We start from the raw sequence: 25464 nt of genomic DNA on the forward strand, positions 1-25464 counted from the left end.
CGGCCCGCCCATGGCGGGCCGTTGTCGTTTCCGGCGCGGGAACCACAGGTGGGGCCGGGTGCGTGCCGTCGGATGGAACGCGCCCCACATGAACCAGCGTGATGCATCGCGTGCGCGCCCTTGGTGCATTGCTGCGACCGGGCCGCTGGCATAGGCTTCGCGCATGACTTCCGGGCGTTCCAGCAAGGCCATCCAATCCCCGCCGCCGCACGAGGACGACGTACCGGAGTACGTGCGTCGTTTCGAGGCGGCCGCCAGCTATCTGCCCGCCGACCAGCTGCCGCTGCTGCGCCGCGCCTGGCAGGTCGGCGCGTCCGCGCACGAGGGCCAGACGCGCAAGTCCGGCGAGCCCTACATCACCCATCCGGTGGCCGTGGCCCAGGTGCTGGCCGAACTGGGCATGGACGTGGAGACGCTGATCGCCGCGGTCCTGCACGACACCATCGAAGACACGCCGCTGACCCGCGAGGAGATCGCCGGCGCGTTCGGCGAGGCGGTGGCCGAACTGGTCGACGGCGTGACCAAGCTGGACAAGCTCAAGTTCCGCGACCGCAAGGAGGCGGCGGCCGAATCGTTCCGCAAGATGCTGCTGGCCATGTCGCGCGACCTGCGCGTGATCATGATCAAGCTCGCCGACCGCCTGCACAACATGCGCACCCTCGGCGCGCAGAGCGCCGAGGCGCGCACGCGCATCGCGCGCGAGACGCTGGACATCTACGCGCCCATCGCCCAGCGCCTGGGCATGAGCCTGGTCAAGTCCGAGCTGCAGGACCTGAGCTTCGCCGCGATGTATCCGTGGCGCCACGCGATCATCCGCAAGCACATCCAGAGCCAGCCGGTGATGCGCCGCGAGGCGCTGGCGCAGATCGAGACCCAGCTGACCCAGAGCCTGACCCGCGAGGGCATCGCCCATCGCCTGGTCAGCCGGGTCAAGACCGCCTGGAGCATCTACACCAAGATGCGCAGCGAGGGCAAAAGCTTCGACCAGGTGATGGACGTGTTCGGCTTCCGCGTGGTGGTGACCAGCGTGCCGGACGTGTACCACGCGCTGGGCGCGGCGCATGGGCAGTTCAAGCCGCTGGACGGGCGCTTCCGCGACTTCATCGCGATCCCCAAGGCCAACGGCTACCAGTCGCTGCACACGGTGCTGTTCGGCCCGTACGGCTCGCCGATCGAGGTGCAGATCCGCACCGAGGAGATGGACCTGGTGGCCGAGCGCGGCATCGCCGCGCACTGGACCTACAAGTTCGGCACGCAGATGCCCAACAGCGCCCAGAGTCGCGCCCACGCCTGGATTTCCGAGCTGATCGAGAACCAGCGCTCGGCCGGCTCGTCGCTGGAGTTCCTGGACAACGTCAAGGTCGACCTGTTTCCCGACGAGGTCTATCTGTTCACGCCCAAGGGCAAGATCCTGTCGCTGCCGCGCAACTCCACCGCGCTGGATTTCGCCTATGCGGTGCACACCGACGTGGGCAACCAGGCGGTGGCCTCGCGCGTGGACAAGAAGCTGGTGCCGCTGCGCACCAAGCTCACCAGCGGCCAGAGCGTGGAGATCATCACCGCCAAGTCGGCCGCGCCCAAGCCGCAGTGGCTGGAGTTCGTGGTGACCTCCAAGGCGCGCACCGCCATCCGCCACCAGCTCAAGCAGCTCGGCCACGAGGACGCGGTGCAGCTGGGCCACCGCATGCTCGACCGCGCGCTGGAGGACCTGGACAGTTCGCTGGATCGCTTGCCGGCACAGCGGCTGGAGAGCTTCCTGGTCGAGCACAAGTACCCGCGCCTGGAGGCGCTGCTGGAGGACGTGGCGCTGGGCAACTGGATGCCGGCCCAGGCCGCGCAGGCGATGATGGCCTTCGCCGATCTGCGCAGCGGCGGGCATTCCAAGCATTCGCAGGAGAAGATCCTGATCACCGGCGGCGAGCGCGGGGTGATCAGCTTCGCCAACTGCTGCCAGCCGATCCCGGGCGACGAGATCATGGGCTTCCACACCGCCGGCAAGGGCATCGTGGTGCACCGCCTGGACTGTCCCAATGTCGTCGAGTTCCGCAAGTCGCCGGACCGCTGGGTGGCGATCGACTGGGATCCGGGCGTGAGCGGCGACTACGACGCCAGCCTGCTGATCGAAGTGGAGAACCGCACCGGCGTGCTGGCCCAGGTCGCGGCCGCGGTGGCGCAGAGCCAGTCCAACATCGAGCGCGTGGAGTACCTGGAACGCGACATCAACGCCGCGGTGCTGCGCTTCAACATCCAGGTCCGCGATCGCAACCATCTGGCCGAGGTGATGCGGCGTCTGCGGCGGTTGCAGACGGTACTAGGGGTGCGGCGGGCGTAGTGGGGCGGGGATTCGGGATTCGGGATTCGGGATTCGGGATTCGGGATTCGGGATTCGGGATTCGGGATTCGGGATTCGGGATTCGGGATTCGGGATTCGGGATTCGGGATTCGGGATTCGGGATTCGGGATTCGGGATTCGGGATTCGGGATTCGGGATTCGGGATTCGGGATTCGGGATTCGGGAAGAGCGTCCCCTGTCGATGTGAAGGTCCTGCGCATGTGCTTGCCACGCTGCAGAAAGCTGGTGACTCACGTTCTCGGAGCCCGAGGCCTTTCGTCCGCTCCCTTGCGCGCAGCGCGAGGGAGGGTTGGGGAGGGGGTCGCTGTTGCTGTTTCGCTTCTAGAAGTCACGCCGCGCAAAGAGCACCCCTTCCCAGCCCTGCGCGCGGGAGGGGCCATTCAATGGCGTTGATGGGTGCTCCCGGCCTGCTGTATCCCGGCTTCGGCTTCGGCCTCGGCCCGCTCCCCAATCCCCAATCCCGAATCCCGAATCCCGAATCCCACCCAGCTAAAATACCCAGCCCTGTCCCCGGAACCCCCAACGCCATGACCAAGCAGATCATCCACACCGACCACGCGCCGGCCGCGATCGGTCCGTATTCGCAGGCCGTGCGGGCCGGCAACACGGTGTACTTCTCCGGCCAGATCCCGCTGGATCCGGCCACCGGCAACCTGGTCGAAGGCGACATCACCGCGCAGGCGCGTCGTTCGTTCGACAACCTCAAGGCCGTGGCCGAGGCCGCGGGCGGGTCGCTGGGCGACATGGTGCGCCTGGGCCTGTACCTGACCGACCTGAGCCAGTTCGCCGCGGTCAATGCGGTGATGCAGGAGTACTTCAGCGCGCCGTTCCCGGCCCGTTCGACCATCGAGGTCTCCGGCCTGCCCAAGGGCGCGCTGTTCGAGGTCGACGCGGTGATGGTGCTGGGCGCGTGATCCGCTCCGCATGCGGCGTTGTCCGACGCGCGCATGCGGCGATGTGATCTGGCAATCGCCGAAGTCGGCCGGCATCCTGGGGCGCGTGATGAAGCTTGAGCCAAGCGGCGTGGGTCGCCGGTGGTGCAAAACGGGCGCCTCGACGCGCCCCGCCGCCGGCGGTGTCGCGGGCGCTTCGCCGCGTGGCGCACCCGCCGGGGCCCGATGACCCCCCAGACGATGTCGCCCGCCCGCCGCAGCCTGGAGCCCGCCTTCACCCAGCCCATCGTCGGGCTCAGCGGTGCCGGTCCCAAGCTGGCCGAAAAACTCGCCGCGCGCGGGTTGCTGACGCTGCAGGACCTGTGGCTGCTGCTGCCGCTGCGCTACGAGGATCGCACCAGCCTGACGCCGATCGCGCGGCTGCAGCCCGGCGTGGCGGCGCAGGTGGAAGGCAGGATCGAGGCGGTCGAACGCGGTTTCCGCTATCGCCCGGTGCTGCGGGTGGCGATCGGCGACGAGTCGCGCGCCACCCTGGTGCTGCGCTTCTTCCATTTCCGGGCCGCGCAGGTGGCGCAGTTCGCCGTCGGCGCGCGGCTGCGCGTGTATGGCGTGCCGCGTCAGGGTCAGCAGGGGCTGGAGATCGTCCATCCCAGCTACCGGCTGCTGGACGCGCAGGGCGATACGCCGCTGGGCGAGACCCTGGAGCCGGTGTACCCGGCCGTCGACGGCGTCGGGCCGGCGGTGCTGCGCAAGCTGATCTCGCAGTCGCTGGATCGCCTGCCGGACCAGGCCGCGCTGGAACTGCTGCCTGAGGGCCTGCTGCGCGCGTCGCGCCTGCCCGACGGCAGCATGCTGCCCTCACTGCGCGAGGCGCTGCTGACCATGCACCGGCCCGCGCGCGATGCCGACGTGGCGGCGCTGTCCGCGGGCACGCATCCGGCGCAGCGGCGACTGGCGCTGGAGGAACTGCTGGCCCACCACCTCAGCCTGCGTCGCCAGCGCATCGCCCTGCAGCGGCACGGCGCGCATGCGTTGGCGGGGAAGGGCGCGCTGGTGGCGAAACTGCTCAAGACCCTGCCGTTCAAGCTGACCGGCGCGCAGCAGCGGGTGTTCGCGCAGATCCGCACCGATCTGGCCCAGCCGCATCCGATGCTGCGCCTGGTGCAGGGCGACGTGGGCAGCGGCAAGACAGTGGTCGCGGCGCTGGCGGCGATGCTGGCGGTCGAATCCGGCAAGCAGGTCGCGCTGGCCGCACCGACCGAGCTGCTGGCCGAACAGCACCTGGCCAACCTGCGCGGCTGGCTTGAGCCGCTGGGCGTGCGCGTGGCCTGGCTGGCCGGCAAGGTCACCGGCAAGGCGCGCGCCAGGGTGCTCGAAGAGGTCGCCAGCGGCACCGCGCAGGTCGTCGTCGGCACCCATGCGCTGATGCAGGACGCGGTGGCCTTCCATGACCTGGCCCTGGCCATCGTCGACGAGCAGCACCGCTTCGGCGTGCACCAGCGCCTGGCGCTGCGGGACAAGGGCACGCAGGCCGGCACCGGCGCAAGCCGCGTGCCGCATCAGCTGGTCATGACCGCCACGCCGATCCCGCGCACGCTGGCCATGGCCGCCTATGCCGACCTGGACGTCTCGGCCATCGATGAACTGCCGCCGGGCCGCACGCCGGTGCAGACCATCGTGCTCAGCGCCGAGCGCCGCCCCGAGCTGATCGAGCGCATCCGCGTGGCCTGCGCCGAAGGCCGGCAGGTCTACTGGGTGTGCACGTTGATCGAGGAGGCCGAAGACGACGCCAAGGCACCGGCCGGCGGTGCCGGCCCGGCGCTGCGCTTCGAGGCGCAGGCCGCGCAGACCACCTTCGAGCAGCTGACCGCGGCGCTGCCGCAGGCGCGCGTGGCGCTGGTCCATGGCCGCATGAAGCCGGCCGAGAAGCAGGCGGTGATGCGGGCCTTCAAGCAGGGCGAGTGCGATCTGCTGGTGGCCACCACGGTGATCGAAGTGGGCGTGGACGTGCCCAACGCTTCGCTGATGGTGATCGAGAATGCCGAACGCCTGGGCCTGGCCCAGCTGCACCAGCTGCGGGGACGCGTGGGCCGCGGCGCGATGGCCTCTTCATGCGTGCTGCTCTACCAGGCGCCGCTGTCGCAGATGGCACGCGAGCGCCTGGACACCATGCGCCAGACCAACGATGGCTTCGTGATCGCCGAGAAGGACCTGGAGCTGCGCGGCCCGGGCGAACTGCTCGGCACGCGCCAGACCGGTCTGGCCGCCTTCCGCGTGGCCGACCTGGCGCGCGATGCCGGCCTGCTGCCGCAGGTGCATGCGCTGGCCGATCGCCTGCTCGACACCGACCCGGCGCTGGCCGATCGCCTGATCGCGCGCTGGATCGGCGGCGCCGCACGTTACGCCAGCGCCTGAGGCGAGCAACGAGCGGGGAAGGCGAGTCGCGTCCGACGATTCTGGCTGTTGCTTCACTCGTCCCTCGTTCCTCTCTACTCGTTGCTGGCTATGTCAGACTCGGCGACCGTTCCATGAGAGCTCCCGGAGCATGACCGCGAAGATTCCGCTTCTCATCGATACCGACCCGGGCGTGGATGACGCGCTGGCGCTGTTGATGGCCTTCAACGACACCGCCCACGACGTGGTCGGCCTGACCATCGCCGCCGGCAATGTCGGCCTGCAGCACACCGTGCGCAATGCGCTCAAGCTGTGTGAGGTCGCCGGGCGCAGCGATGTGCCGGTGTTCGCCGGCTGCGCCGCGCCGCTGTTGCATCCCTCGCCCGACGCGGCCGATGTGCACGGCCTGGATGGCTTCGGCGACACCGGCTACGCGCCCGCGGCGCATGGCGCGCAGGCCGAGCACGCCGCACTGGCGATCCTGCGCCTGTCGCACACTTACGCAGGCCGCCTGCTGCTGGTCACGCTGGGCCCGCTGACCAACGTGGCGGTGGCGCTGAAGCTCGACCCGACCCTGCCGCAGCGCGTGGCGCGGCTGGTGGTGATGGGCGGGGCGGCGTCGGCGCACGGCAACCTGACCCCGGCGGCCGAGTTCAACGTGGCCTTCGATCCGGAGGCGGCGCATCTGGTCTTCCAGGCGTTCCCGACGTTCGACGTGGCCGACTGGGAGGCCACGCTTGCCCACGGGCTGCACCACCCTCGGGTGGAGCAGTGGCTGGCCGCGCCGTCGCCGCGCGCGGCCTTCTACGAGACCATCTCGCGGCAGACGCGGCTGTGGTCGGCCGATCGCCGCGGCGATCACTGGCACAGCGCCGATGCGCTGGCCATGGCCCTGGCCCTGCACCCGGACGGCGCCACCGAGCTGGTGGAGCGCCCGCTGGCGGTCGAACTGGCCGGCACGCTGACCCGCGGCGCCACGGTCACCGACTGGAACCGCCAGACCGGCCGCCCGGACAACGCCAGGCTGCTGCTGCGCTACGACCAGGACCGGTTCGAGGCACTGGTCCAGGCGGCCCTGGCCGCCGGCTAGGGCAGAGCCCTTGCGCGGGGTGGGGTGGGCCGCTACAATGCGCGGCTCACCTTTTCGACATCTGGTGCCCGCCATGAAGGCCGACATCCATCCGCAGTACCGCGACGTCGTCTTCCACGATGTCACCTCCGATTTCAAGATCCTGACCCGCTCGACCCTTGCCAGCAAGGAAACGATCAAGTGGGAAGACGGCAACGAATACCCGCTGGTCAAGGTCGAAGTGTCCTCGGCCTCGCACCCGTTCTACACGGGCAAGCACAAGGTCATGGACACCGGCGGTCGCATCGACAAGTTCCAGAAGCGCTACGCGCGCTGATCGAACGACGCCCTGCGCGGTTCGAACAACGGCTGTGTCCCTGACGGGACACGGCCGTTTTCGCATGTGCGGCCGGCGGCCGCGCCGGCGTCATCCTTTGGTCTGAGGGGAACGGTCCGTCACGGCCCTCGATACCGGGCCGTATGCGATAATCCTCGGACTGCGCGGCCGGGTTTTCCGGCCGTCGCGGGTCCTGTCTACGCGCCACGGCCGACAGGCTTTGGCGCTTCCCCACGAAGGAGTGCACTGTGTCCGAACTTGACCAGGTCACGCTGAGCGCCGGTGAAAAATCGGTGGCCCTGCCTGTACTGAAACCCACGCTTGGCAACGATTGCGTCGACATCTCCAAGCTGACCAAGGAAACGGGTCTTTTCACCTACGATCCAGGCTTCGGCGCCACCGCCGCCTGCAAGTCGGCCATCACCTACATCGATGGCGACAAGGGCGTGCTGCTGTACCGCGGCTACCCGATCGAGCAGCTGGCCGCCCATTCCAGCTTCACCGAGGTCTCCTACCTGCTGATGAACGGTGAGCTGCCGTCCAAGGACGAGCTGGCCAAGTTCGAGCACGAAGTGACGCATCACACGATGATGCACGAGTCGCTCAAGAGCTTCCTCAAGGGCTTCCACTACGACGCCCACCCGATGGCCATGCTGGCCGCCTCGGTGGCCTCGCTGTCGGCCTTCTACCACGACACCCTGGACCTCAACGATCCGGAACAGCGCCGTCTGGCGGCGATCCGCCTGATCGCCAAGATGCCGACCCTGGCCGCCGCCGCGCACCGCTACGCGCTGGGCCAGCCGATCCGCTATCCGCGCAACAACCTGGGCTACGTCGAGCGCTTCCTGCACATGATGTTCGAGGTGCCGAGCGAGGACCTGGAGCTCAGCCCGGTCGTGGCCAAGGCGATGGACCTGCTGTTCATCCTGCACGCCGACCACGAGCAGAACGCGTCGACCTCGACCGTGCGTCTGGTCGGTTCCACCGGCGCCAATCCCTACGCTTCGGTCGCCGCGGGCATCACCGCGCTGTGGGGTCCGGCGCATGGCGGCGCCAACGAGGCGGTGCTCAAGCAGCTGGCCGAGATCGGCGATGCCAAGAACGTCGCCAAGGCGGTCGAGCGCGCCAAGGACAAGAACGACCCGTTCCGCCTGATGGGCTTCGGCCATCGCGTGTACAAGAACTTCGACCCGCGCGCCAAGATCATCCGCGAGATGACCCACAAGGTGCTGGGCGAGCTGGGCGTCAACGATCCGCTGCTGGAAGTGGCGATGAAGCTGGAAGAGGCGGCGCTGAAGGACGACTACTTCGTCGAGCGCAAGCTGTATCCCAACGTCGACTTCTACAGCGGCATCATCTACAAGGCGCTGAACATCCCCACCGAGATGTTCACGGTGCTGTTCGCCATCGGCCGCACGCCGGGCTGGGTCTCGCACTGGCTGGAACAGCAGGTCGACCCGGATGCGCGCATCGGCCGTCCGCGCCAGATCTACGTCGGTTCGCCGAGCCGCGATTATCCGAAGGCCTGATCGGTTCTTGGGATCGTGAGAGAGAAGCCCCGCAGTTGCGGGGCTTTTTTGTGGTGCCTTTCCAATCAGGATCTGCTGCGCTTGAGCGCTCTGGCTTCGGTAGGGCAGCGATCCGGCGGGCGGTGGCCGCTTGCCCCTCGATCAGGGCATCCTGCCCTGATTCGGGCGCTCGGCGTCGTGCCTCGCTCGTCGCGGCCACCGCCCGCCGGACGCTGCCACGCGCGTCGGGTCAGGCGGCTTCGGATCGAAAGGCGGAGTCCGTTCACCGGTCCGCAGCCACATGCCGCGCAACGCGCGCAATCCGTCAATCCACGCAACCCGCAACCCGTGCGGTCCGCGCTGCTCGTGCGATGGCAGCGCGGCTCAGTTCCGCGCGTGCGTGCCCGGATGCACGGTGACCGAGGCGGTCATGCCGGCGGCCAGGATGGTGTCCTTCGGCACGCTGGCCGGGTCGATGCGCACGCGCACCGGCACGCGCTGGGCCAGGCGGATCCAGTTGAAGGTCGGGCTGACGGTGGCCAGCAGGTCGCTGCTGCTGGTGGGGTTGTCGGCGTCGGTGATGCCGCGGGCGATGCCCTCGACGGTGCCGCGCAGGGCGTGGCCGCCGCTCATCAGGCGGATGTCGGCGCGGTCGCCCGGGCGGATGTGCGGCAGCTTGGTTTCCTCGAAGTAGCCGTAGACCCACATCGTGTCGCTGCGCACCAGCGCCATGCGCGCGGCGCCGGCGCTGGCGTAGTCGCCCACGCGCACGTTGAGGTTGGTGATGTAGCCGTTGGCGGCGGCGCGCACGGTGGCGCGCTCCAGGTTGAGCTGGGCCAGGTCCAGCGCGGCCTGCGCCTGTTCGACCGCGGCCAGCGCCTGGGACTGCGAGGCGGTGGCGGCGCTGCGGTTGGCGCGGGCCTGCTCGACCGCGGCCTGCGCGGCGCGCGCGGTGGCATCGGCGTCGGCGCGCGCCTCGGCCGAGATCACGGCGGCGGCCGCCTCACGGCGCTGGGCCTGGGCCGCGTACTTCTGGTAGTCGGCCTGGCTGGCGGCGGTGCCGGCCGCGGCGGCCGAGATGTTGGCACCGGCCGCGCGGGCGGCGGCCTGGGCGGCGCCGAGGTCGGCCCGGGCCTGGGCCACGGCCAGTTCGAAGCGGCGCGGGTCGATGCGGAACAGCACATCGCCGGCCTTGACCGGCTGGTTGTCCTGCACGTCGACCTCGGCGACCAGGCCGGACACGTCCGGCGCGATGCGCACGATCTCGGCGCGGATGCGGCCATCGCGCGTCCAGGGCGAATACATGTAGTGCTTCCACAGCGCGTAGCCGATCAGGGCGGCAGCCAGCACGACGACGGTGGTCAGCGCGGTGCGGATCAGGGATTGGGTGTTCATGGCGGTCGGGGTTGAAGGGGGTTGGATAGGGGGCGTGGCGTTTGCTGCGCGGGTGCGGGCGCTGGCGCGTTCAGTTCAGCAACAGCAGGCCGAGCAGCCCGAATACGCACACGTACACGGCCAGGCGGAACAGCGGCGGATGCCAGGCGTAGCGGTACAGGCCGGCGCGGGCGGCCAGGCCGTCCAGCAGCCAGAACACCACGAACAGGCCGGCGGCCAGCACCAGCAGGCCGGGCGCGTAGACGCCGCCGATGGAGATCTCAGGAGGTAGCACGGGCAGGCTCCGGGGCAGGGGTGCGGCCGGCGGCGCCGGCCAGCACCGAATCGGCGTCGCGCAGCGCGCTGCGCAGCAGGTGCAGGTGTTCGCGCACCGGCTGCAGCGACGGCGGCACGGCGCCTTCGATGAGGGTCTGGTCCAGCGCCGCGTCCAGGTGCGCCAGCGCGGCGGCGTGGTCGGCTGGTGAGAGCTGGTCGTAGAGGCGGCCGATAGCGGCCACGGCCGCGTCGATATGCGTTTCGATTGATGCCGGCACGGCGGCGTCGAGGCTGTCGTGGCGCAGCTCGATCAGGGTGCGGCCGGTCTCGTGCACCGACAGCGCCCAGGCCAGCAGCGTGCGCGATTCGTCGCTGCCCTGCTGGGTGTGGTTGACCACCTGCAGGAACAGGTCGCGGCTGACGCTCTCGAAGCGCGGCGCCAGCCCGCCCAGCGGCGCGCGCGCGGCCAGCGCGACCTGACGACGCAGTTCGATCAGCAGGCGGCGGCGCTGCCCGGGCGTGCCGATCACCGAGGGGATCAGCTGGAAGGCGAGCATCGCCAGCAGTGCGCCGATCCCGAGGGCCACCGCGTTGTTGATGAAGCCGGCGGTATCCAGATTGGGCGCCAGGCCCAGGCCCAGGCCCACCACCGAGCCCAGGCACATGCCCAGGCTGATGCCGAACAGCGTCGGCCGGGTCGACAGGTAGACGGCGACCATGAAGAACGGCGCGGAACCCAGCACCAGCATGCCGAAGCTGTCGATGCGCGGCAGCACCAGGACGAAGCAGAGGAACGCCGACAGCAGGCCCAGGAAGATGCCCTTGGTGGTCTGCGCCGCGGCGATGTGCGCGTTGGCGCCGGAGGCCAGGATCGCGGTGAAGGCGATCACGTTGGCCATCGCGCCGGCGCCGCTGGTCCAGCCGCTCTGCATCCAGGCCAGGCCCAGCACCAGCGTGACCAGGAAGCTGCGCGCCACGGTCACCGCCACCGCGACCCGGTCGGTGGCGTAGTGGAAGCGGATCTGCTCGTCGGCGCGACGCAGCGGCGCGCTGACGCCGGGGCGCTGCAGGGCGGCCGCGGTGTGGGTGAGGTCGCGCAGCTCGCCGGTCAGGCGCCGCAGCAGCGAGGCGCCGGTGTCGAAGTCGTCCAGCAGCGGGGTGGCCAGGCTGGCGCGCAGCGCCGCGGCCCGCGCCGGCTGGGCTTCTGATACCGCGTCCAGGCACTCGCTGATCCGCGCGTAGTCGGCGCCCGCGGCGCGCTCGGCCAGCGCATCGCCCAGCGGCCGGTACAGCTGCAGCAGCGCGGCGAAGACCGGATCGTCGCGGTCGCGCTGCTGCAGGCGGTTCATCAGGTGGTGCAGCGACTGGAAGCGGGTGGAAGCGGCCATGAAGCGTTGGTTGAGCAGGCGCAGGCGCCGGCTGCGCACGCGCGCCTCCGGATCCTCGAACACCACCGACGCGCGCAGGTCCTCCAGCGCCATGCTCTGGCGCACGAAACGCAGGTGCGCCTGCTCGATCTGCGCGCGCGGGATCGCGCCGCGCGTGCCGTCGCGGACGAAGTCCAGGAAGCCGTCGATCAGCGAGGTCGCCGTCGTGCGCAGGCTGTTGCGCAGGCGGGTCGGGAACACCACGTCGAACACCACCGCGCTGACCAGGATGCCCAGCAGCACCTCGGTCAGGCGCGCGATGGCCAGGTCGAACACGTGCATCGGTGTGTTGACCGCCGGCAGGGCGATGATCGCCACGGTGTAGCCGGACAGCACGAAGCCGTAGGAGCGGAAGTTGCGGAACGCCAGCGCGCCGCCGGCGCACAGCCCCACCCACACCGACAGCGCCAGCAGGAACAGCACCGGCTGCTGCGGGAACAGCGCGGTGATGGTCACCGCCGCGATGCTGCCCACGATGGTGCCCAGCGCGCGGTAGAACGACTTGGCCAGGACCATGCCGCTCTGCCGGTTCATCAGCACGATCACCGTGACCATCGAGGTCGAGGGCGAGGCGAAGCCCATGCGCATGGCGATCCACGCCGCCAGGTACATCGACAGCAGCACCTTGAACACGAACAGCCAGGCCGGGCCCTCGCCGCGCAGCACGTCGCGGATCTGCGTGGACAGCGGCACCGGGGCGGGCGTCGCGGCGGTCGGCGTGGCGCTCACCGCGCCTCCTCCACGCCACGCAGCAGCTTGGCCAGCAGCAGCTTGAGCTGCTCCAGCTCATCGGCCTGGAGATGGCGCGTATAGCCCAGCAGGACGTCGCTGATGTCGGGGATGAGCGCGGTGACGCGCGCGCGGCCGGCCTCGGTCAGACGCAGCAGCCACATGCGCCGGTCGTGCGGGCTGGGCTCGCGTTCGATCAGCCCCTTGTCCACCAGCTGCTGGGTCAGGCGGGTGACGTTGGCCGACTTCTCGCTGGCCGCATCGGCGATCTGCGAGGGGTTGATCGCACCGTCGGGGCTGGCCTCGATCATCATCAGCACGTTGTACTCGGCATAGGTGAGCCCGTGCTCACGCATGCGCTCGTTGCCGTGGTCGGTGGTGAGCTTGTAGAGCAGCTTGACCAGACGCACCACCGTGGCGGCGGGGCACGGAAAGCCGGGGTGGCGGCGGCTGGTGGCCTGCAGCCCCTGTTCGGTGGCCTCGAAGCGGCTGGCGGCGGGAGCGATTTTGTTCACAAGCTAATATTACACTTGTGTACTAAATCGTGGAGGAAACGCTGGCTGAACGGGTCAATGCGCCAAGCGCAATACCCCCAGCGGGCCTGCCAGACGCACAGGGACCGACACCAGCCGCATGCCAGCGTTGACCTGGACCACGAAGTGCAGATGTGGGGCGGAGGAAAAGCCGGTGTTGCCGGACAGCCCGATCCGCTGCCCGGCGGCGACCGGCTCGCCCGGGCGCACCAGGACACCCTCCGGCTTGAGGTGCGCGTAGAGCGCCATGCTGCCGTCGGCATGCAGGATGCGGACGAAGTTGCTGCGCCCGCCCAGGGCCTCGCGCTGCGGCCCGCCGTGCGCGAAGCCGTCCTGCACCTGCAGCACCACGCCCGCGCGCGCGGCCAGGATCGGGGTGCCCTCGGGCAGGGCGAAATCCAGCGCGTCGGCGTTCTCCGCATCGTCGTGGCTGAAGCGTCCGCCGGGCCCCTGGTCCACGCGCACCGGCGCGTCGAACGGCAGCCGGTAGACCACCTGCAGCGGCCGCGCCTGCGGATCGCCGGGGACCGCGTCGAGCCGCAGCCGGAAGTCGCTGCCGGCCTGGAGATCGGCCACGATCAGCGTGGCGACCAGGGCGCGGCCGTGCGCGGGCAGCAGCTTGCGTACCGGCAGGGCGGGCGAGGCGAGCACGCCACGCAGGTTCAGCGCGTCCAGCTGCACCTGGACCGGACCGGGCAGCGGGTTCTCGACCCAGGCCAGGGCGCGGGTGGGCGTGCGTTCGAGGCGCAGGCGCGCGAGGGGGCCGTCCGCGGTCTCGGCCCGCGGCATCCCGGCTTCGGCGACGTTCGCGCTGCCCTGTGCAGCGGCCGCTTGCGGCGTTGCGTCCCTGGCGCCATCCGCACGCACTCGTGCATCGGCCTGGGCGTCGGGACGGACCGTCTTCCACCAGGGCAGGGCGGCGTGAACCGGGCCCAGCAGAAGCAGGGACAGCGCGACGCCGCACGCCGCGCGCCCGATCACGGCAGGCAGCCGCCGCGCAGGTGCAGCGCGCGGGCGATCTCGCGCAGGTCGAAGGCGGCGATGGACTGGTTGTCGTGCTGTGCGAACAGCGCCCCGTCGGGAAAGCGCGCCGTGCCCGCCGCGAACAGCGCCACGCCGTCGGTCTGGGCCACGACCTTGCCGGTGAAGGTGCCGACCGGCGCCAGGGTGTCGCGGCGGTAGACGCGGAACAGCGTCGGGGTGAGCTGGTCGGCCGCGATCCACCAGCCATCGTCGAGCTCGCAGTCCCACAGCGCGACGCCCTCGGCGTCGGCCAGGAAGACCGGCAGGCTGTCGCCGCGGAACCGGCCCTCCAGCGTGTAGTCGCGCAGGGTCGAGCCAACGCGCCGGTCCTCGTCGGCGATCAGCAGGCGATCGTGCGCCGGATCACCGGCGATCGATTCGACCATGCGCAGCATCCCGGCCTGTCCGGTGTCGCCGAAGCTGCCGGCCGCGCGCGCCTGCAGGCTGCCGTCCGGCTGCAGTTCCACCTCGAAGCGGCGCACGCGCTGGTCCATCTGCTCGCGCGGCGGCAGCTGGCCGCTGCGGAAATCGGCCATGAAGCTGTCGGTGACCAGCAGCTCCAGCACGTCCGGCGCGGTCTCGCGCAGCCACAGCCCGTAGGGCAGCCTGAGCGTGTCGGCGCCGATGAAGCCGCGCGTCCTGAAGTCCGGCAGCGACAGCGCCTGCACGCGGTGGTTGTCGCGCTCGGCCACGAACACCGTATCGCCCCACACCGCGATGCCGTTGGGTCGCCCGAACTGGCCCGGCCCCTCGCCCGGGCCGCCGACCGTGCGCAGGCGCTCGCCGCTGTCGGCATCGAACACGACCAACTGGTTGCTGGCCTTGGCCGTGGCGATCACCCAGGCGCCGCCGTCCTCGGTCGGCCACACCGCCAGCGAATCCAGCTCGGCCTGCGGCAGCGGTGCGGAGAGCCAGGCCTCGGCCACCACCGCGTCCGGCGCGGGCGCCTGCACCACGGCAGGCGGCATCGGGGCCGGTTCGGAGCGGGGCAGGCTGGTGCAGCCGACCAGCAGCAGGCCGGCGAGGAGGAGCAGGGAGGCGCGGATCATAGGGCGGCGATTATGCGTGAGCGTCCGGCACAGGGGACGTCCACGGCATGCCGGCCGCGAGCGGTTTCAGGTGGAATCATCGCTCCATCGCGATGGAGCGATTGACATCCGCTTCCGGCGCTGGCAACCTGCACCCACCATCGAGACCGGCAGAGGGACAGGCCCTTTGAAGCCGGGGCAGCCAGCGGGGCGCGCAAGCGCCTCGTGGTCGGTGCCAAATCCTGCGGCGACGCTTCGCGTTTAGGCCGAAAGATGGTTCGTACGATGCATCGACGGCATGGCCGTTCGACGCGCACGACGAACGCGAGCTTCCCCGCGAAAGCTCGATGGCCGCTCCTTTCCGGATCCGCCATGAGTCTCGTGAACGCCGCCGCCCTCCCCGAATCCCCTGACGTCGATGCCTGTTATGCCAGTGCGCAGGTCAGCGCCGTGGCCGCGATCCGCGGCGAACTGCCGGTGGCCCTGGCCCTGCGCCACGCCGGCGCGCGCACGCTGAGCCTGCGCTACGAACTGCATGGCCCGGCCGCCGCGCCGGTGGTGTTCGTGGCCGGCGGCATCTCCGCGCACCGCCACGTCGCGGCCAGCGCGCAGTTCCCCGAGAACGGCTGGGCCAACGACCTGGTCCGCGCCGGCCGCACGCTGGATCCGGCGCGCGTGCGCATCCTGTCCTTCGACTTCATCGGCGCCGACGGCCAGCTCGACGCGCCGATCGATCCGGCCGACCAGGCCGATGCCATCGCCGCGCTGCTCGATGCGCTGGACATCGCCGCGCTGCGGGCCTTCGTCGGCTATTCCTACGGCGCGCTGGTCGGCCAGCACCTGGCCGCGCGCCATCCGCAGCGCGTCGAGCGCCTGGTGGCGGTGAGCGGCGCGCATCGCCCGCACCCGTTCGCCTCGGCCTGGCGCGCGCTGCAGCGCCACGCGGTGGCGCTGGGCCAGCTGCAGTGCGCCGACCAGCAGGGCCTGTCGCTGGCGCGCCAGTTCGCGATGCTGAGCTACCGCACGCCCGAGGAGTTCGGCGAGCGCTTCGACGCCGCGCCCGAGCTGGTCAACGGCCGCGTGCGCGTGGCCGCCGAGGACTACCTGGACGCCGCGGGCGCGACCTACGTCGCGCGCACCCCGGTCACCGCCTTCCTGCGCCTGTCCGAATCCATCGACCTGCACCGCATCGATCCGTCGACCATCGCCGTGCCCACCCTGGTGGTGGCCGTCGAGGGCGACCGCCTGGTGCCCTTGGCCGACCTGGTCACCCTGGTCGAAGGACTCGGCAAGCGCGGCAGCCTGCGCGTGCTGCGCTCGCCCTACGGCCATGACGCCTTCCTGAAAGAAACCGACCGCATCGACGCGATCCTCGCCACCGCCCTTCGCCCCACCGGAGACACCCCGTGAGCCATTCCTCCCACGACGCCGTTCCCTGTAGCGCGGCCACCGCCGCCGTGCGCGCCGGCATCGATCGCGACACCGCCTATGGCGCGGTGACGCCGCCGATCGTGCTGTCGTCCAACTTCTCCTTCGACGGCTTCGGCAACAAGCGCCAGTACGACTACACGCGCAGCGGCAACCCCACGCGCGACCTGCTGGGCGAGGCCCTGGCCGAACTGGAAGGCGGCGCGGGCGGGGTGATCACCTCCACCGGCATGGGCGCGATCAACCTGGTGCTCAACGCGCTGCTGCAGCCGGGCGACAAGCTGGTGGTGCCGCACGATGCCTACGGCGGCAGCTGGCGCCTGTTCAACGCGCTGGCGGCCAAGGGCCATTTCGAGCTGATCACCGCCGACCTGACCAACCCGGTGTCGCTGGGCGAAGCGCTGGCGGCCTCGCCCAAGCTGGTGCTGATCGAGACCCCGTCCAACCCGCTGCTGCGCATCACCGACCTGCGCCTGGTCACCGAGGCCGCGCACAAGGCCGGGGCCAAGGTGGTGGTGGACAACACCTTCCTCTCGCCGGCGCTGCAGCGGCCGATCGAGTTCGGCGCCGACCTGGTGCTGCACTCGACCACCAAATACGTCAACGGCCACAGCGACGTGGTCGGCGGCGCGGTGATCGCGCGCGAGGCCGAGCTGCACCAGCAGCTGGTGTGGTGGGCCAATGCGCTGGGGCTGACCGGTTCGCCGTTCGATGCCTTCCTGACCCTGCGCGGCCTGCGCACGCTGGACGCGCGCCTGCGCGTGCACCAGGAAAATGCCTCGGCCATCGTCGCCGCGCTCGATGGCCACGCGGCCGTGGCCAAGGTCTATTACCCGGGCCTGGCCTCGCATCCGGGCCATGCGCTGGCCGCGCGCCAGCAGAAGGGCTTCGGCGCGATGATCTCCTTCGAGCTGGACGGGGGCGAGGCGGCGGTGCGTGCCTTCGTCGACGGCCTGCGCTACTTCACCCTGGCCGAATCGCTGGGCGGCGTGGAAAGCCTGGTCGCGCACCCGGCCACCATGACCCACGCGGCGATGACGCCGGAAGCGCGCGCCAAGGCCGGCATCTCCGATGGCCTGCTGCGCCTGTCGGTGGGCATCGAGCTGGCCGACGACCTGGTCGCCGACCTGCAGGCCGGCCTGGCCCGCGCGCAGGCGGTGATCGCGCTGTCCAAGCGGAAAACGGTCGACGCATGAGTGCGGTGGTCCGCCTGGGCACCCATCGCGCGCCGCGCCTGGCGCTGCTGGGCACCGGCGTGGTCGGCGGCGCGCTGCTGGCGCGCTACCAGCGCCTGCAGGCGCGCGGCGTGGCGCTGCCGGCGTTCGCCTGGATCGCCAACTCGCGCGGCGTGGTCGAAGGCGAGGGCGATCTGCACGAGGGCCTGGCTCAACTGCGCGCCGCACCGGCCAATGCGCGCATCGTGCCGCCCTGGGCCGAGGCCGATGCGCTGGACGCCGGCGACATCGTCATCGACGCCACGGCCAGCGATGCCATCGCCCTGCGCCACGCCGAGTGGCTGGGTCGCGGCGTGCACGTGGTGACCGCCAACAAGCTGGGCCGCGGCGCCGATCTGCTGCGCGCCCAGGCGATCGCCGAGGCCGCGCGCGAGGGCGCGGCGCGCTACGGTGACAGCGCCACGGTCGGCGCCGGGCTGCCGCTGCTGCGCAGCCTGCGCGCGCTGGTCGCCGGCGGCGATGCGATCGCTTCGGTCGAGGGCGTGCTCTCGGGCTCGCTGGCCTTCCTGTTCCACACCTTCGACGGCCGCACGCCGTTCTCGGCCTGCGTGCGCCAGGCGCGCGCGGCCGGTTTTACCGAACCGGATCCGCGCATCGATCTTTCCGGCGAGGACGTGCGCCGCAAGCTGCTGATCCTGGCGCGCGCGGCCGGGCTGTCGCTGCAGGCCGGCGACGTGCGGGTCGAATCGCTGGTGCCGCAGGTGCTGGCCAGCGCCTCCGCCGCGCAGGTCGATGCGCTGCTGGACACGCTGGATGCGCCGCTGGAGGAACGCCTGCGCGCGGCCCGCGCGCAGGGCGCGCAGCTGCGGTTCGTCGGGCGCTTCGATGCGCGCGGCGCCAGCGTGTCGCTGCAGGCCCTGCCTTCGGGGCACGCGCTGTGCGGCGGGGCGGGCACCGACAACCGCGTGGCCATCCACAGCGATCGCTACGCGCAGCAGCCGCTGCTGATCCAGGGTCCGGGCGCAGGCGCCGAAGTCACCGCCGCCGCGCTGCTGGACGATGTGCTGGCCGCGCTGCCGGCGCGCGCGGCGCTGGCGGCCTGAGGCCGCGCTGCTGGTCGTCCATGTCTGCGCGGTGTCCGGCGGCTTGCCGGGCACGCGCTCGTGGCACCGGAGCAGGAGACGCTGCGCGGCGACCGCTGATCCGTGTTCGACTTCAGCCAGCGTCCCGAGTGCGATCGCGGGTGTGACGCTGGCGCGTCAGTCGCGCGGCAGCAGGCCCTGGGCGTTGCGCGCCGGCGGCGCCAGGCGGCTGAGCTGCAGTTGCTGCAGCACCCGCGGTTCGTGCTCGGCACTCCAGCCGCCTGCGCTGCTTTCGAAGCAAGTGGTGCACACCACGATCCCGTAGCGTTCGATCACGCAACCCGCGTCAGAATCTGGCGCGAAATACAGTTTTGTGTCGCAGCAGAAGCAGTTTGCGGTCATGAGGTCGTGTCGCACGGCCATTCCCCTGGCACTAGTCCGGATGTACGGGAGGGGATGGCGCATGGGACGTGCCAAGTGCGTAGCCGAAACTGTGACTTCGATCAGTCTTTGCGTTGCGATGCGGGAAAGTGCGACGCACCGCGCATTCCTGGCCCCTGTCAGCGCGGCGCCAGGGCCTTGAGCAGCGCCGCATTGAACCGCGCCGGATCCTGCACCTGCGGCGAGTGCCCCAGGTCGTCGAACTCGACCAGCGTCGCGCCCGGGATCGCCGCGGCCGCGCGCTTGCCCAGCACCGGGTAGTCGCCCAGCGTGGCGCGGATCTGCGGCGGCGCCTTGCCCTTGCCGATCGCGGTGCGGTCCTTGAGGCCGATGAACAACGTGGTCGGCACCGCGATCCTGGGCAGTTCGTAGACCACCGGCTGGTTGTAGACCATGTCGTAGGTCAGCGCCTGGTCCCAGGCGTTGATGTCCTTGCCGGCGCCGGCGTACAGGCCGGCCTGCATGCGCGCCCAGCGCTCGAAGGCCGGCTTCCAGGTGCCGGCGTAGTACACGTCGAGCTGGTACTGCTTGATGCTCTCGAAACTGGTCTTCAGCTCGCCGGCATACCACTGGTCCACGCTCTGGTAGGGCACGCCGACGGCCTTCCAGTCCTCCAGCCCGATCGGATCGACCAGCGCTAGGTGGCTGACCTCGCCCGGGAACATTAGCGCGTAGCGGATCGCCAGCATGCCGCCCATCGAGTGGCCGACGATCACCGCCTTGTCGATGCCCAGGCGGGCCAGCAGCGCATGCGTGTTGTCGGCCAGCCCGGCCAGCGAGAACTGGTAATGGCGCGGCTTGGACGACTTGCAGAAGCCCACCTGGTCCGGCGCGATCACGCGATAGCCGGCCTGGGCGAGGGCCACGATCGTGTCCTCCCAGGTGGCGGCGCAGAAGTTCTTGCCATGCAGCAGCACCGCGGTCTGGCCGTTGGCCTGGCCGGTCGGCGCCACGTCCATGTAGGCCATTTCCAGGTCCTGCCGCTGCGCGGTGAAGGCATAGGTCCGGACCGGATGCGGATAGTCGAAGCCTTCCAGGCGCGGCCCGTAGGCCGGCTGCTGCTGGGCGAGGGCGGGCGCCGCCAGGGCGGCCAGGCACAGGGCCAGGAACGAACGCGGCATGCGCGACTCCAGTGGAGGGACGAGAGGCGCAGCGTAGGCAGGACCGGGCGAGGCCGCAGTGAGGACCTCGCGCAGGCGTGCCGGCGTGTCCCAGCCCGCGGGACGCACTGGATGACAGGCGCGAGCGCCAGCAGGGAACGTATCAGCGACGGCGCGCCGCCGCGCCGCTCAACACTCGATGACGTTCACCGCCAGGCCGCCGCGGCTGGTTTCCTTGTACTTGTCGCGCATGTCGCGGCCGGTGTCGCGCATGGTCCGGATCACCTTGTCCAGGCTCACCTTGTGCTTGCCGTCGCCGCGCATGGCCATGCGGCTGGCGTTGATCGCCTTGACCGCGCCCATGGCATTGCGCTCGATGCAGGGGATCTGCACCAGGCCGCCGATCGGATCGCAGGTCAGGCCCAGGTTGTGTTCCATGCCGATCTCGGCGGCGTTCTCGATCTGGCTGGTGTTGCCGCCCAGCGCCGCGGTCAGGCCGGCGGCGGCCATCGAGCAGGCCACGCCCACCTCGCCCTGGCAGCCCACCTCGGCGCCGGAGATCGAGGCGTTCTCCTTGTACAGGATGCCCACCGCCGCGGCGGTCAGCAGGAAGTCGAACACGCGCGCCTCGTCGGCCCCGGCGCAGAAGCGGTCGAAGTAGTGCAGCACCGCCGGGATGATGCCGGCCGCGCCGTTGGTGGGCGCGGTGACCACGCGCCCGCCGGCGGCGTTCTCCTCGTTGACCGCCAGGGCGTACAGGTTGACCCAGTCCAGCGTGGTCAGCGGGTCGCGCATGGCCGCCTCGGGCTTGGACGACAGCTCGCGGTACAGCGCCGGCGCGCGCCGGCCCACGTGCAGGCCGCCGGGCAGGGTGCCTTCCTGGCGGATGCCGCGCGCCACGCAGGACTGCATGGCGCTCCAGAGCTCGCGCAGGCCCTCGCGGATCTGCTCCGGGCTGCGCCAGACCTGCTCGTTCTCGAACATCAGCTGGGCGATGGACAGGCCGGTCTGGCTGCTGCGGGCGATGAGTTCATCGCCGCTGGAGAACGGATGCGGCAGGGCGGTCTCGTCGGCGACGATGCGATCCTCGGCCGCCTCGTCGGCATTGACCACGAAGCCGCCGCCGACCGAGTAGTAGTCGCGCGTGGCGATCACGTTGTCGGCGGCGTCGAAGGCGGAAAAGCGCATGCCGTTGGTGTGGAACGGCAGCTTCTGGCGCTTGTTCATCACCAGGTCGCGCTTCTCGTCGAAGTCGATGGCGTGCTGGCCCATCAGCCGGATCCGCTTCTCGCCACGGATGCGCGCCAGGGTGTCCGGGATGATGTCCGGGTCGATCAGGTTGGGCCGGTGGCCTTCCAGGCCCAGCAGCACGGCCTTGTCGGTGCCGTGGCCGCGCCCGGTCAGCGCCAGCGAGCCGAACACCTCGGCGCGCAGCCGCGCGGTGCGCGCCAGCTGGCCCGGATCGAACAGCCAGCGGTGCACGAAGCGCTCGGCCGCGCGCATCGGCCCGACGGTGTGGGAGGAACTCGGCCCGATGCCGATCTTGAACAGGTCGAAGGTGCTGACGGCCACGATGGACTCCAGGGAACAGCGGTGTTGATGGGGTTTCAGCGCGGCGCGCGCGCCTGCGGCGCGGGCGCTTCGGGCTGCAGGTGGCGGGCCAGCGCCGCGCGCACGCTGGCGTGGGTGCGGGCCATGTGTTCGTCGTGCAGGCGGCAGGCCTTGATCACGTTGCGCGCCAGCGCCGCATCGGCGATGGCCATGTGTTCGTCCAGCGAGAAGCGCTTGTCGCGCGCGCGCGGCAGCGCGGCGTAGCGGTAGCGCTCGGCCTGGTGGTAGAACATGTCCTGCAGGCGCAGCAGCCAGGGCGAGCGGCAGGCGCCGAGCAGGGCGCGATGGAAGGCGAAGTTGCGCGCCTCCAGTTCGTCCAGCACGTCGCCCGGCGGCTGGGTGGTGCTGCCGGAGAGGTCGCGCTCGATCGCCGCCAGCGCGTCCAGCGCCTGGACCACCTGCGCCTCCCACGCCGCATCGCCGTGGACGATGGAATCGTTCATCGCCTCGTCGACCACCAGCACGCGCACCTTGGCGATGTCGTCCAGTTCCTGCAGCGACAGCGGCGCCACCCAGAACCCGCGCTGGTCGGCGCTGACCACCAGCTGCTCGCCGCACAGGCGCGCCAGCGCCTCGCGCAGCGGCGCCAGGCCGATGCCGTAGCGCTGCTGCAGCTCGGCCAGCTTGAGCTTGGCGGCGGCCTTGAGCCGGCCGCGCACGATGTCGTGCCGCAGCTGCTGGTGGATGCGGCTAGCCAGGGTGCCGGTGACGACGGCGTCCATAAAATCGAAATTATTCGGCGTAATACGGGATTGGCTCCATTGTAGGCCCGTGTGCCGCCCATGAATTTCGATATTCGGCACGGGGCTGAGGCCTCGCGGCAGCGCGGTCAGGGATCGCACTCGACGCGCCGCTGCGACGCGGGTTAACTCTGCGGCTCGCCCACCTGCCGCGCCCGCATGACCGACCTGCTGCTCTACCAGCGTGACGACTGCCATCTGTGCGATGCGGCCCTGGCCGTGCTGGCGGCGGCGCGCGTCCCGGAGCCGGTGAGCGTGTTCATCGACGACGATGCCGCGCTGGAGGCGCGCTACGGGCTGCGCGTGCCGGTGCTGCGCGACGCGCGCACGCAGGCCGAACTGGACTGGCCCTTCACCATCGAAGCGGTGCGCGCCTTCCTGGCGCGCTGAGGGCCCGGCAGGCTCAGTGCGCTGGCGGCGGCGTGTTCGCCTTGATCGGCGTGTACTGCGCGGACACCAGCACCCAGCCCTGCGGCGTGCGTTTGGCGGTCGCGCCCAGGCGCAGCGCCATGGCGCGTTCGCCGACCACGTAGCGCAGCTGCGCCGACAGCACCGCGGTGTCGCCGTGGGCGCGCACGATCACCTCGTCCATCGTCGTCGGTGGCGCGGCGACCTTCTTGTCCGGCGCGTAGAACGAGAGCACGGCGTCGTGCTCGTCCACCTGGCCCAGCGGGCTGATCTCGACGAACGAGGCATCCAGCACCTGGCGCAGCCGCTCCAGGTCGAAGTCGTGCTCGGCCTGCTGGTATTGGCGCAGGGCGTCTTCCGGCGTGGCCGGCTGCGCAGCGACCGCGGGCAGCGACAGCGCGGTGGACAACAGGATCGCGATCAGGGGCGCACGCATGCTCGAAGGCCTGGCAGGGGAAGTGCCGGCACGATGCGCCGCACCCACTCACCCGCGCATGGCCGGGAAGTCACGCGCACCTCCGGCACAGCGCTTCCCCGCTTTGGGGAGCCGCCCTTGTGGCCTTTTGGGCCCATGGCGGCTCCCACCAATCTTTCCTCGCTCAGCTGCCGGGCTTGAGCACGACCTTGGTGCTGATGGCCACCGCGTCGGGGATGGTCTTGGTGTCCTTCCAGTCGCCGCCGCCGACGCCGAAGTCCAGGCGCTTGACCGTGGCCTTGCCGGCCAGCGTGGGCTGCGCACCCGGCGTCCACACGAAGGTCAGCGTCACCGGTTTGGAGACCCCGCGCAGGGTCAGCACGCCGTCGGTGCTGTAGCGATCGCCGCCCAGCGACTTGAAGCCCTTGGCCTTGTAGGTGGCCTGGGCGAACTTGGCGACGTCGAAGAAGTCCGCACTGGCCAGGGTCGAGTCGCGGTCGCCGTTGCCGCTGCTGGTGCCGGCCAGGCCGATGGTGACGTCGATCGTGCCCAGCTCCGGGTGGGCCGGATCGAAGTTGACCTTGGTGTCGAACTTGCCGAACTTGCCGGTGAAGGTCTCCCCGTCATAGCTGCTGGCGAACACCAGCGTCGAACCGGGCGCCTGCACGTAGGTGGCGGCGCGGGCCGGGGCGGCGACGAAGGCGGCCACCAGGGCGGCGGCGGTCAGGGCGGGGCTCAAGAAATTGCGGGACATGTCATGCATCCTTCGGTTGGGCCGACACGCGCAACCAGCCGCGCGGCAGCATGCGGGCGAGCGTCGCGTCGCCCTGGAACAGGTGGTGGTACAGCGCCGCGCCGGCGTGCAGGACCACCAGCACGATCAGCACGTACAGGCCCCATTCGTGCGCGGAGTGGGCCAGGTGGCGCAGGTGTTCGTCGGGTGCGACCAGCTTGGGCATGTCGAACAGGCCGAAGAACTTAAACGGCCGCAGCCCGCTGGCCGAGTCGTACAGCCAGCCCGACAGCGGCATGGCGAACATCACCGCATACAGCAGCACGTGGGTCAGCGTGGCGATGGCGTGCTGCCAGCGCGGCGTGCCGGGCACCGGCGGCGGCGCGCCGGCGTACAGGCGCCAGGCCAGGCGCATCGCCACCAGCACCAGCACGGTGATGCCCAGCGACTTGTGCGCGGTATAGACCCAGAAGTACTTCGGCGTGCGCGGCAGGTCGTCCAGGGTCAGTCCGACCACACACAGCACCAGCAGCAACAGCAGGATCAGCCAGTGCAGGGTCTGGCTGACGGCGCCCCAGCGTTGGGCGTTGGCTCGGGTCATGGGGTGGTGGGCTCCTGGGTGGGCGTCGGCGTGGCCTCGCCGGGTGGGGTTTCGGCGGCAGCGGGCGCGGCGGCGGCAGGGGCGAGTTCCTCGCGCGTGCGCGTGGCTTCCACCTGCAGGTTCAGCTGCACCGCATCGCCGATCACCGAGGGCCAGGCGTCGATGCCGAACGCCGCGCGGCTGAGCATGGTGGTGGCCGAGAAGCCCACCGTGCGCCGGAACGGCGGCAGCGGGTGGCGCTTGAGCTGGTTGAAGGTCACCGCCAGGGTGACCTCGCGGGTGACGCCATGCAGGGTCAGCTGGCCGACCACGTCGAAGTGATCGCCGCCGCGCGGCACGACGCGGGTGGAGACGAACTCGGCGCGCGGGTGGTCCTTGACGTCGAGCAGGTTGGAGGCGGCCACCGCCTTGTTCCAGGCCGCATCGCCCAGGTCGGCGCGCTCCAGCGGCACGCTGACCTGGACCCGCGCGCGGCTCCAGTCGTCGGGGTCGAACTCCACCAGCCCGGTGCTGCCCGACACCGTGCCCATCGCCTGCGAGAAGCCGGCGTGCGAGACGGAGAACAGCACCCGGGTGTGGACCGGATCGAGCTGGTAGGTCTCGCTGCCGGCCCAGGCGGTGCCAGGCATGGCCAGCGCGGTGAGCAGGCAGGCGCGGGACAGCAGCGTGCGGGGGCGGGGTGGATTGGGCATGGGGGGGATTCTAGGCATGCCGCCGGCCGCGCGCGTTGCGGGCGGAGACAACATTCCATTGCAGCCCGCGCAACGCCCCCGCAACCCGGGCCCG

At 70.7% G+C, this 25464-nt stretch carries 24 protein-coding genes and 1 riboswitch; of the genes, 10 read left to right on the forward strand and 14 right to left on the reverse strand.

The window, feature by feature from the left end; all coding sequences use genetic code 11:
* The first annotated feature begins 163 nt into the window (after positions 1–163).
* From LAJ50_RS05390 to LAJ50_RS05415, 6 genes are all read left to right on the forward strand, one after another.
* Entirely contained in the window at positions 164–2332 is a 2169-nt protein-coding gene (locus LAJ50_RS05390; protein WP_138655224.1) for a bifunctional (p)ppGpp synthetase/guanosine-3',5'-bis(diphosphate) 3'-pyrophosphohydrolase, read from the forward strand.
* 548 nt (positions 2333–2880) lie between these two features.
* Positions 2881–3267 (forward strand): RidA family protein, encoded by a 387-nt coding sequence (locus LAJ50_RS05395; protein ID WP_130550891.1) that lies wholly within the window; start codon positions 2881–2883, stop codon positions 3265–3267.
* Positions 3268–3486: 219 nt separating this feature from the next.
* Entirely contained in the window at positions 3487–5661 is a 2175-nt protein-coding gene (gene recG, locus LAJ50_RS05400; RefSeq protein ID WP_130550892.1) for an ATP-dependent DNA helicase RecG, read from the forward strand.
* A 130-nt stretch (positions 5662–5791) separates the two neighbouring features.
* Positions 5792–6730 (forward strand): nucleoside hydrolase, encoded by a 939-nt coding sequence (locus LAJ50_RS05405; RefSeq protein WP_130550893.1) that lies wholly within the window; start codon positions 5792–5794, stop codon positions 6728–6730.
* Positions 6731–6803: 73 nt separating this feature from the next.
* A complete protein-coding gene (locus LAJ50_RS05410; RefSeq protein WP_130517121.1) occupies positions 6804–7046 on the forward strand; it encodes a type B 50S ribosomal protein L31 in 243 nt (80 codons plus the stop codon).
* Between the two features lie 248 nt (positions 7047–7294).
* Positions 7295–8575 (forward strand): citrate synthase, encoded by a 1281-nt coding sequence (locus LAJ50_RS05415; RefSeq protein ID WP_130550894.1) that lies wholly within the window; start codon positions 7295–7297, stop codon positions 8573–8575.
* A 363-nt stretch (positions 8576–8938) separates the two neighbouring features.
* Here LAJ50_RS05415 and LAJ50_RS05420 read toward each other — a convergent pair whose 3' ends face one another.
* The 6 genes from LAJ50_RS05420 to LAJ50_RS05445 all read right to left on the reverse strand — a co-directional run bounded on the left by LAJ50_RS05420 (position 8939) and on the right by LAJ50_RS05445 (position 14965).
* Positions 8939–9949 carry an HlyD family secretion protein gene (locus LAJ50_RS05420; RefSeq protein ID WP_130550895.1) on the reverse strand — a complete coding sequence of 337 codons (1011 nt, stop codon included), beginning with the start codon at positions 9947–9949 and terminating at the stop codon, positions 8939–8941.
* 70 nt (positions 9950–10019) lie between these two features.
* A complete protein-coding gene (locus LAJ50_RS05425) occupies positions 10020–10223 on the reverse strand; it encodes a DUF1656 domain-containing protein (protein ID WP_130550896.1) in 204 nt (67 codons plus the stop codon).
* The gene (locus LAJ50_RS05430; RefSeq protein WP_130550897.1) at positions 10210–12360 is read right to left on the reverse strand and encodes an FUSC family protein; all 2151 of its coding nucleotides are present in this window, start codon (positions 12358–12360) and stop codon (positions 10210–10212) included. The genes LAJ50_RS05425 and LAJ50_RS05430 overlap by 14 nt, the downstream gene beginning before the upstream one ends.
* Positions 12357–12875: a MarR family transcriptional regulator gene (locus LAJ50_RS05435; protein WP_224096487.1), complete on the reverse strand. Its 519-nt coding sequence runs from the start codon at positions 12873–12875 to the stop codon at positions 12357–12359. The genes LAJ50_RS05430 and LAJ50_RS05435 overlap by 4 nt, the downstream gene beginning before the upstream one ends.
* Positions 12876–12929: 54 nt before the next feature.
* A complete protein-coding gene (locus LAJ50_RS05440) occupies positions 12930–13682 on the reverse strand; it encodes a M23 family metallopeptidase (RefSeq protein ID WP_138654566.1) in 753 nt (250 codons plus the stop codon).
* Between the two features lie 188 nt (positions 13683–13870).
* Positions 13871–14965 (reverse strand): phytase, encoded by a 1095-nt coding sequence (locus tag LAJ50_RS05445; protein WP_138654568.1) that lies wholly within the window; start codon positions 14963–14965, stop codon positions 13871–13873.
* A 134-nt stretch (positions 14966–15099) separates the two neighbouring features.
* A riboswitch (SAM riboswitch) is annotated at positions 15100–15224 on the forward strand.
* Between the two features lie 92 nt (positions 15225–15316).
* On the opposite strand from LAJ50_RS05445, the gene LAJ50_RS05450 reads away from it, so the two are divergent.
* Genes LAJ50_RS05450 through LAJ50_RS05460 form a run of 3 tightly spaced genes read left to right on the forward strand, consistent with a single transcriptional unit; the run spans position 15317 to position 18650 of the window.
* The gene (locus LAJ50_RS05450) at positions 15317–16354 is read left to right on the forward strand and encodes a homoserine O-succinyltransferase (RefSeq protein WP_138654569.1); all 1038 of its coding nucleotides are present in this window, start codon (positions 15317–15319) and stop codon (positions 16352–16354) included.
* Positions 16351–17568, forward strand: coding sequence for an O-succinylhomoserine (thiol)-lyase (locus LAJ50_RS05455; protein WP_130550901.1), 1218 nt, complete (start codon positions 16351–16353; stop codon positions 17566–17568). The genes LAJ50_RS05450 and LAJ50_RS05455 overlap by 4 nt, the downstream gene beginning before the upstream one ends.
* Entirely contained in the window at positions 17565–18650 is a 1086-nt protein-coding gene (locus tag LAJ50_RS05460) for a homoserine dehydrogenase (RefSeq protein ID WP_138654570.1), read from the forward strand. Before LAJ50_RS05455 ends, LAJ50_RS05460 begins: the two co-directional genes overlap by 4 nt.
* A gap of 156 nt (positions 18651–18806) precedes the next feature.
* On the opposite strand, the gene LAJ50_RS05465 is transcribed toward LAJ50_RS05460, so the two are convergent.
* The 4 genes from LAJ50_RS05465 to LAJ50_RS05480 all read right to left on the reverse strand — a co-directional run bounded on the left by LAJ50_RS05465 (position 18807) and on the right by LAJ50_RS05480 (position 22503).
* The gene (locus tag LAJ50_RS05465) at positions 18807–18965 is read right to left on the reverse strand and encodes a hypothetical protein (protein WP_165424106.1); all 159 of its coding nucleotides are present in this window, start codon (positions 18963–18965) and stop codon (positions 18807–18809) included.
* 224 nt (positions 18966–19189) lie between these two features.
* The gene (locus LAJ50_RS05470) at positions 19190–20191 is read right to left on the reverse strand and encodes an alpha/beta hydrolase (RefSeq protein WP_138654572.1); all 1002 of its coding nucleotides are present in this window, start codon (positions 20189–20191) and stop codon (positions 19190–19192) included.
* Between the two features lie 168 nt (positions 20192–20359).
* On the reverse strand, positions 20360–21742 hold the full coding sequence (locus LAJ50_RS05475) for an L-serine ammonia-lyase (RefSeq protein WP_138654573.1): 1383 nt from the start codon (positions 21740–21742) through the stop codon (positions 20360–20362).
* Between the two features lie 35 nt (positions 21743–21777).
* Positions 21778–22503: a GntR family transcriptional regulator gene (locus LAJ50_RS05480; protein WP_171044654.1), complete on the reverse strand. Its 726-nt coding sequence runs from the start codon at positions 22501–22503 to the stop codon at positions 21778–21780.
* A gap of 177 nt (positions 22504–22680) precedes the next feature.
* Here LAJ50_RS05480 and LAJ50_RS05485 point away from each other — a divergent pair, with 177 nt between their 5' ends.
* Positions 22681–22911, forward strand: coding sequence for a glutaredoxin family protein (locus tag LAJ50_RS05485; protein ID WP_138654576.1), 231 nt, complete (start codon positions 22681–22683; stop codon positions 22909–22911).
* A gap of 13 nt (positions 22912–22924) precedes the next feature.
* On the opposite strand, the gene LAJ50_RS05490 is transcribed toward LAJ50_RS05485, so the two are convergent.
* The 4 genes from LAJ50_RS05490 to LAJ50_RS05505 form a co-directional block, all read right to left on the reverse strand.
* Entirely contained in the window at positions 22925–23365 is a 441-nt protein-coding gene (locus LAJ50_RS05490; protein WP_138654578.1) for a nuclear transport factor 2 family protein, read from the reverse strand.
* Between the two features lie 163 nt (positions 23366–23528).
* A complete protein-coding gene (locus LAJ50_RS05495) occupies positions 23529–24098 on the reverse strand; it encodes a YceI family protein (RefSeq protein WP_138654580.1) in 570 nt (189 codons plus the stop codon).
* A 1-nt stretch (position 24099) separates the two neighbouring features.
* On the reverse strand, positions 24100–24678 hold the full coding sequence (locus tag LAJ50_RS05500; RefSeq protein ID WP_138654582.1) for a cytochrome b: 579 nt from the start codon (positions 24676–24678) through the stop codon (positions 24100–24102).
* A complete protein-coding gene (locus tag LAJ50_RS05505; protein ID WP_138654584.1) occupies positions 24675–25370 on the reverse strand; it encodes a YceI family protein in 696 nt (231 codons plus the stop codon). Before LAJ50_RS05505 ends, LAJ50_RS05500 begins: the two co-directional genes overlap by 4 nt.
* Positions 25371–25464 lie beyond the last annotated feature (94 nt).

The sequence above is a fragment of the Pseudoxanthomonas sp. X-1 genome, from assembly GCF_020042665.1.
In the GTDB taxonomy this organism is placed as follows: domain Bacteria; phylum Pseudomonadota; class Gammaproteobacteria; order Xanthomonadales; family Xanthomonadaceae; genus Pseudoxanthomonas_A; species Pseudoxanthomonas_A spadix_A.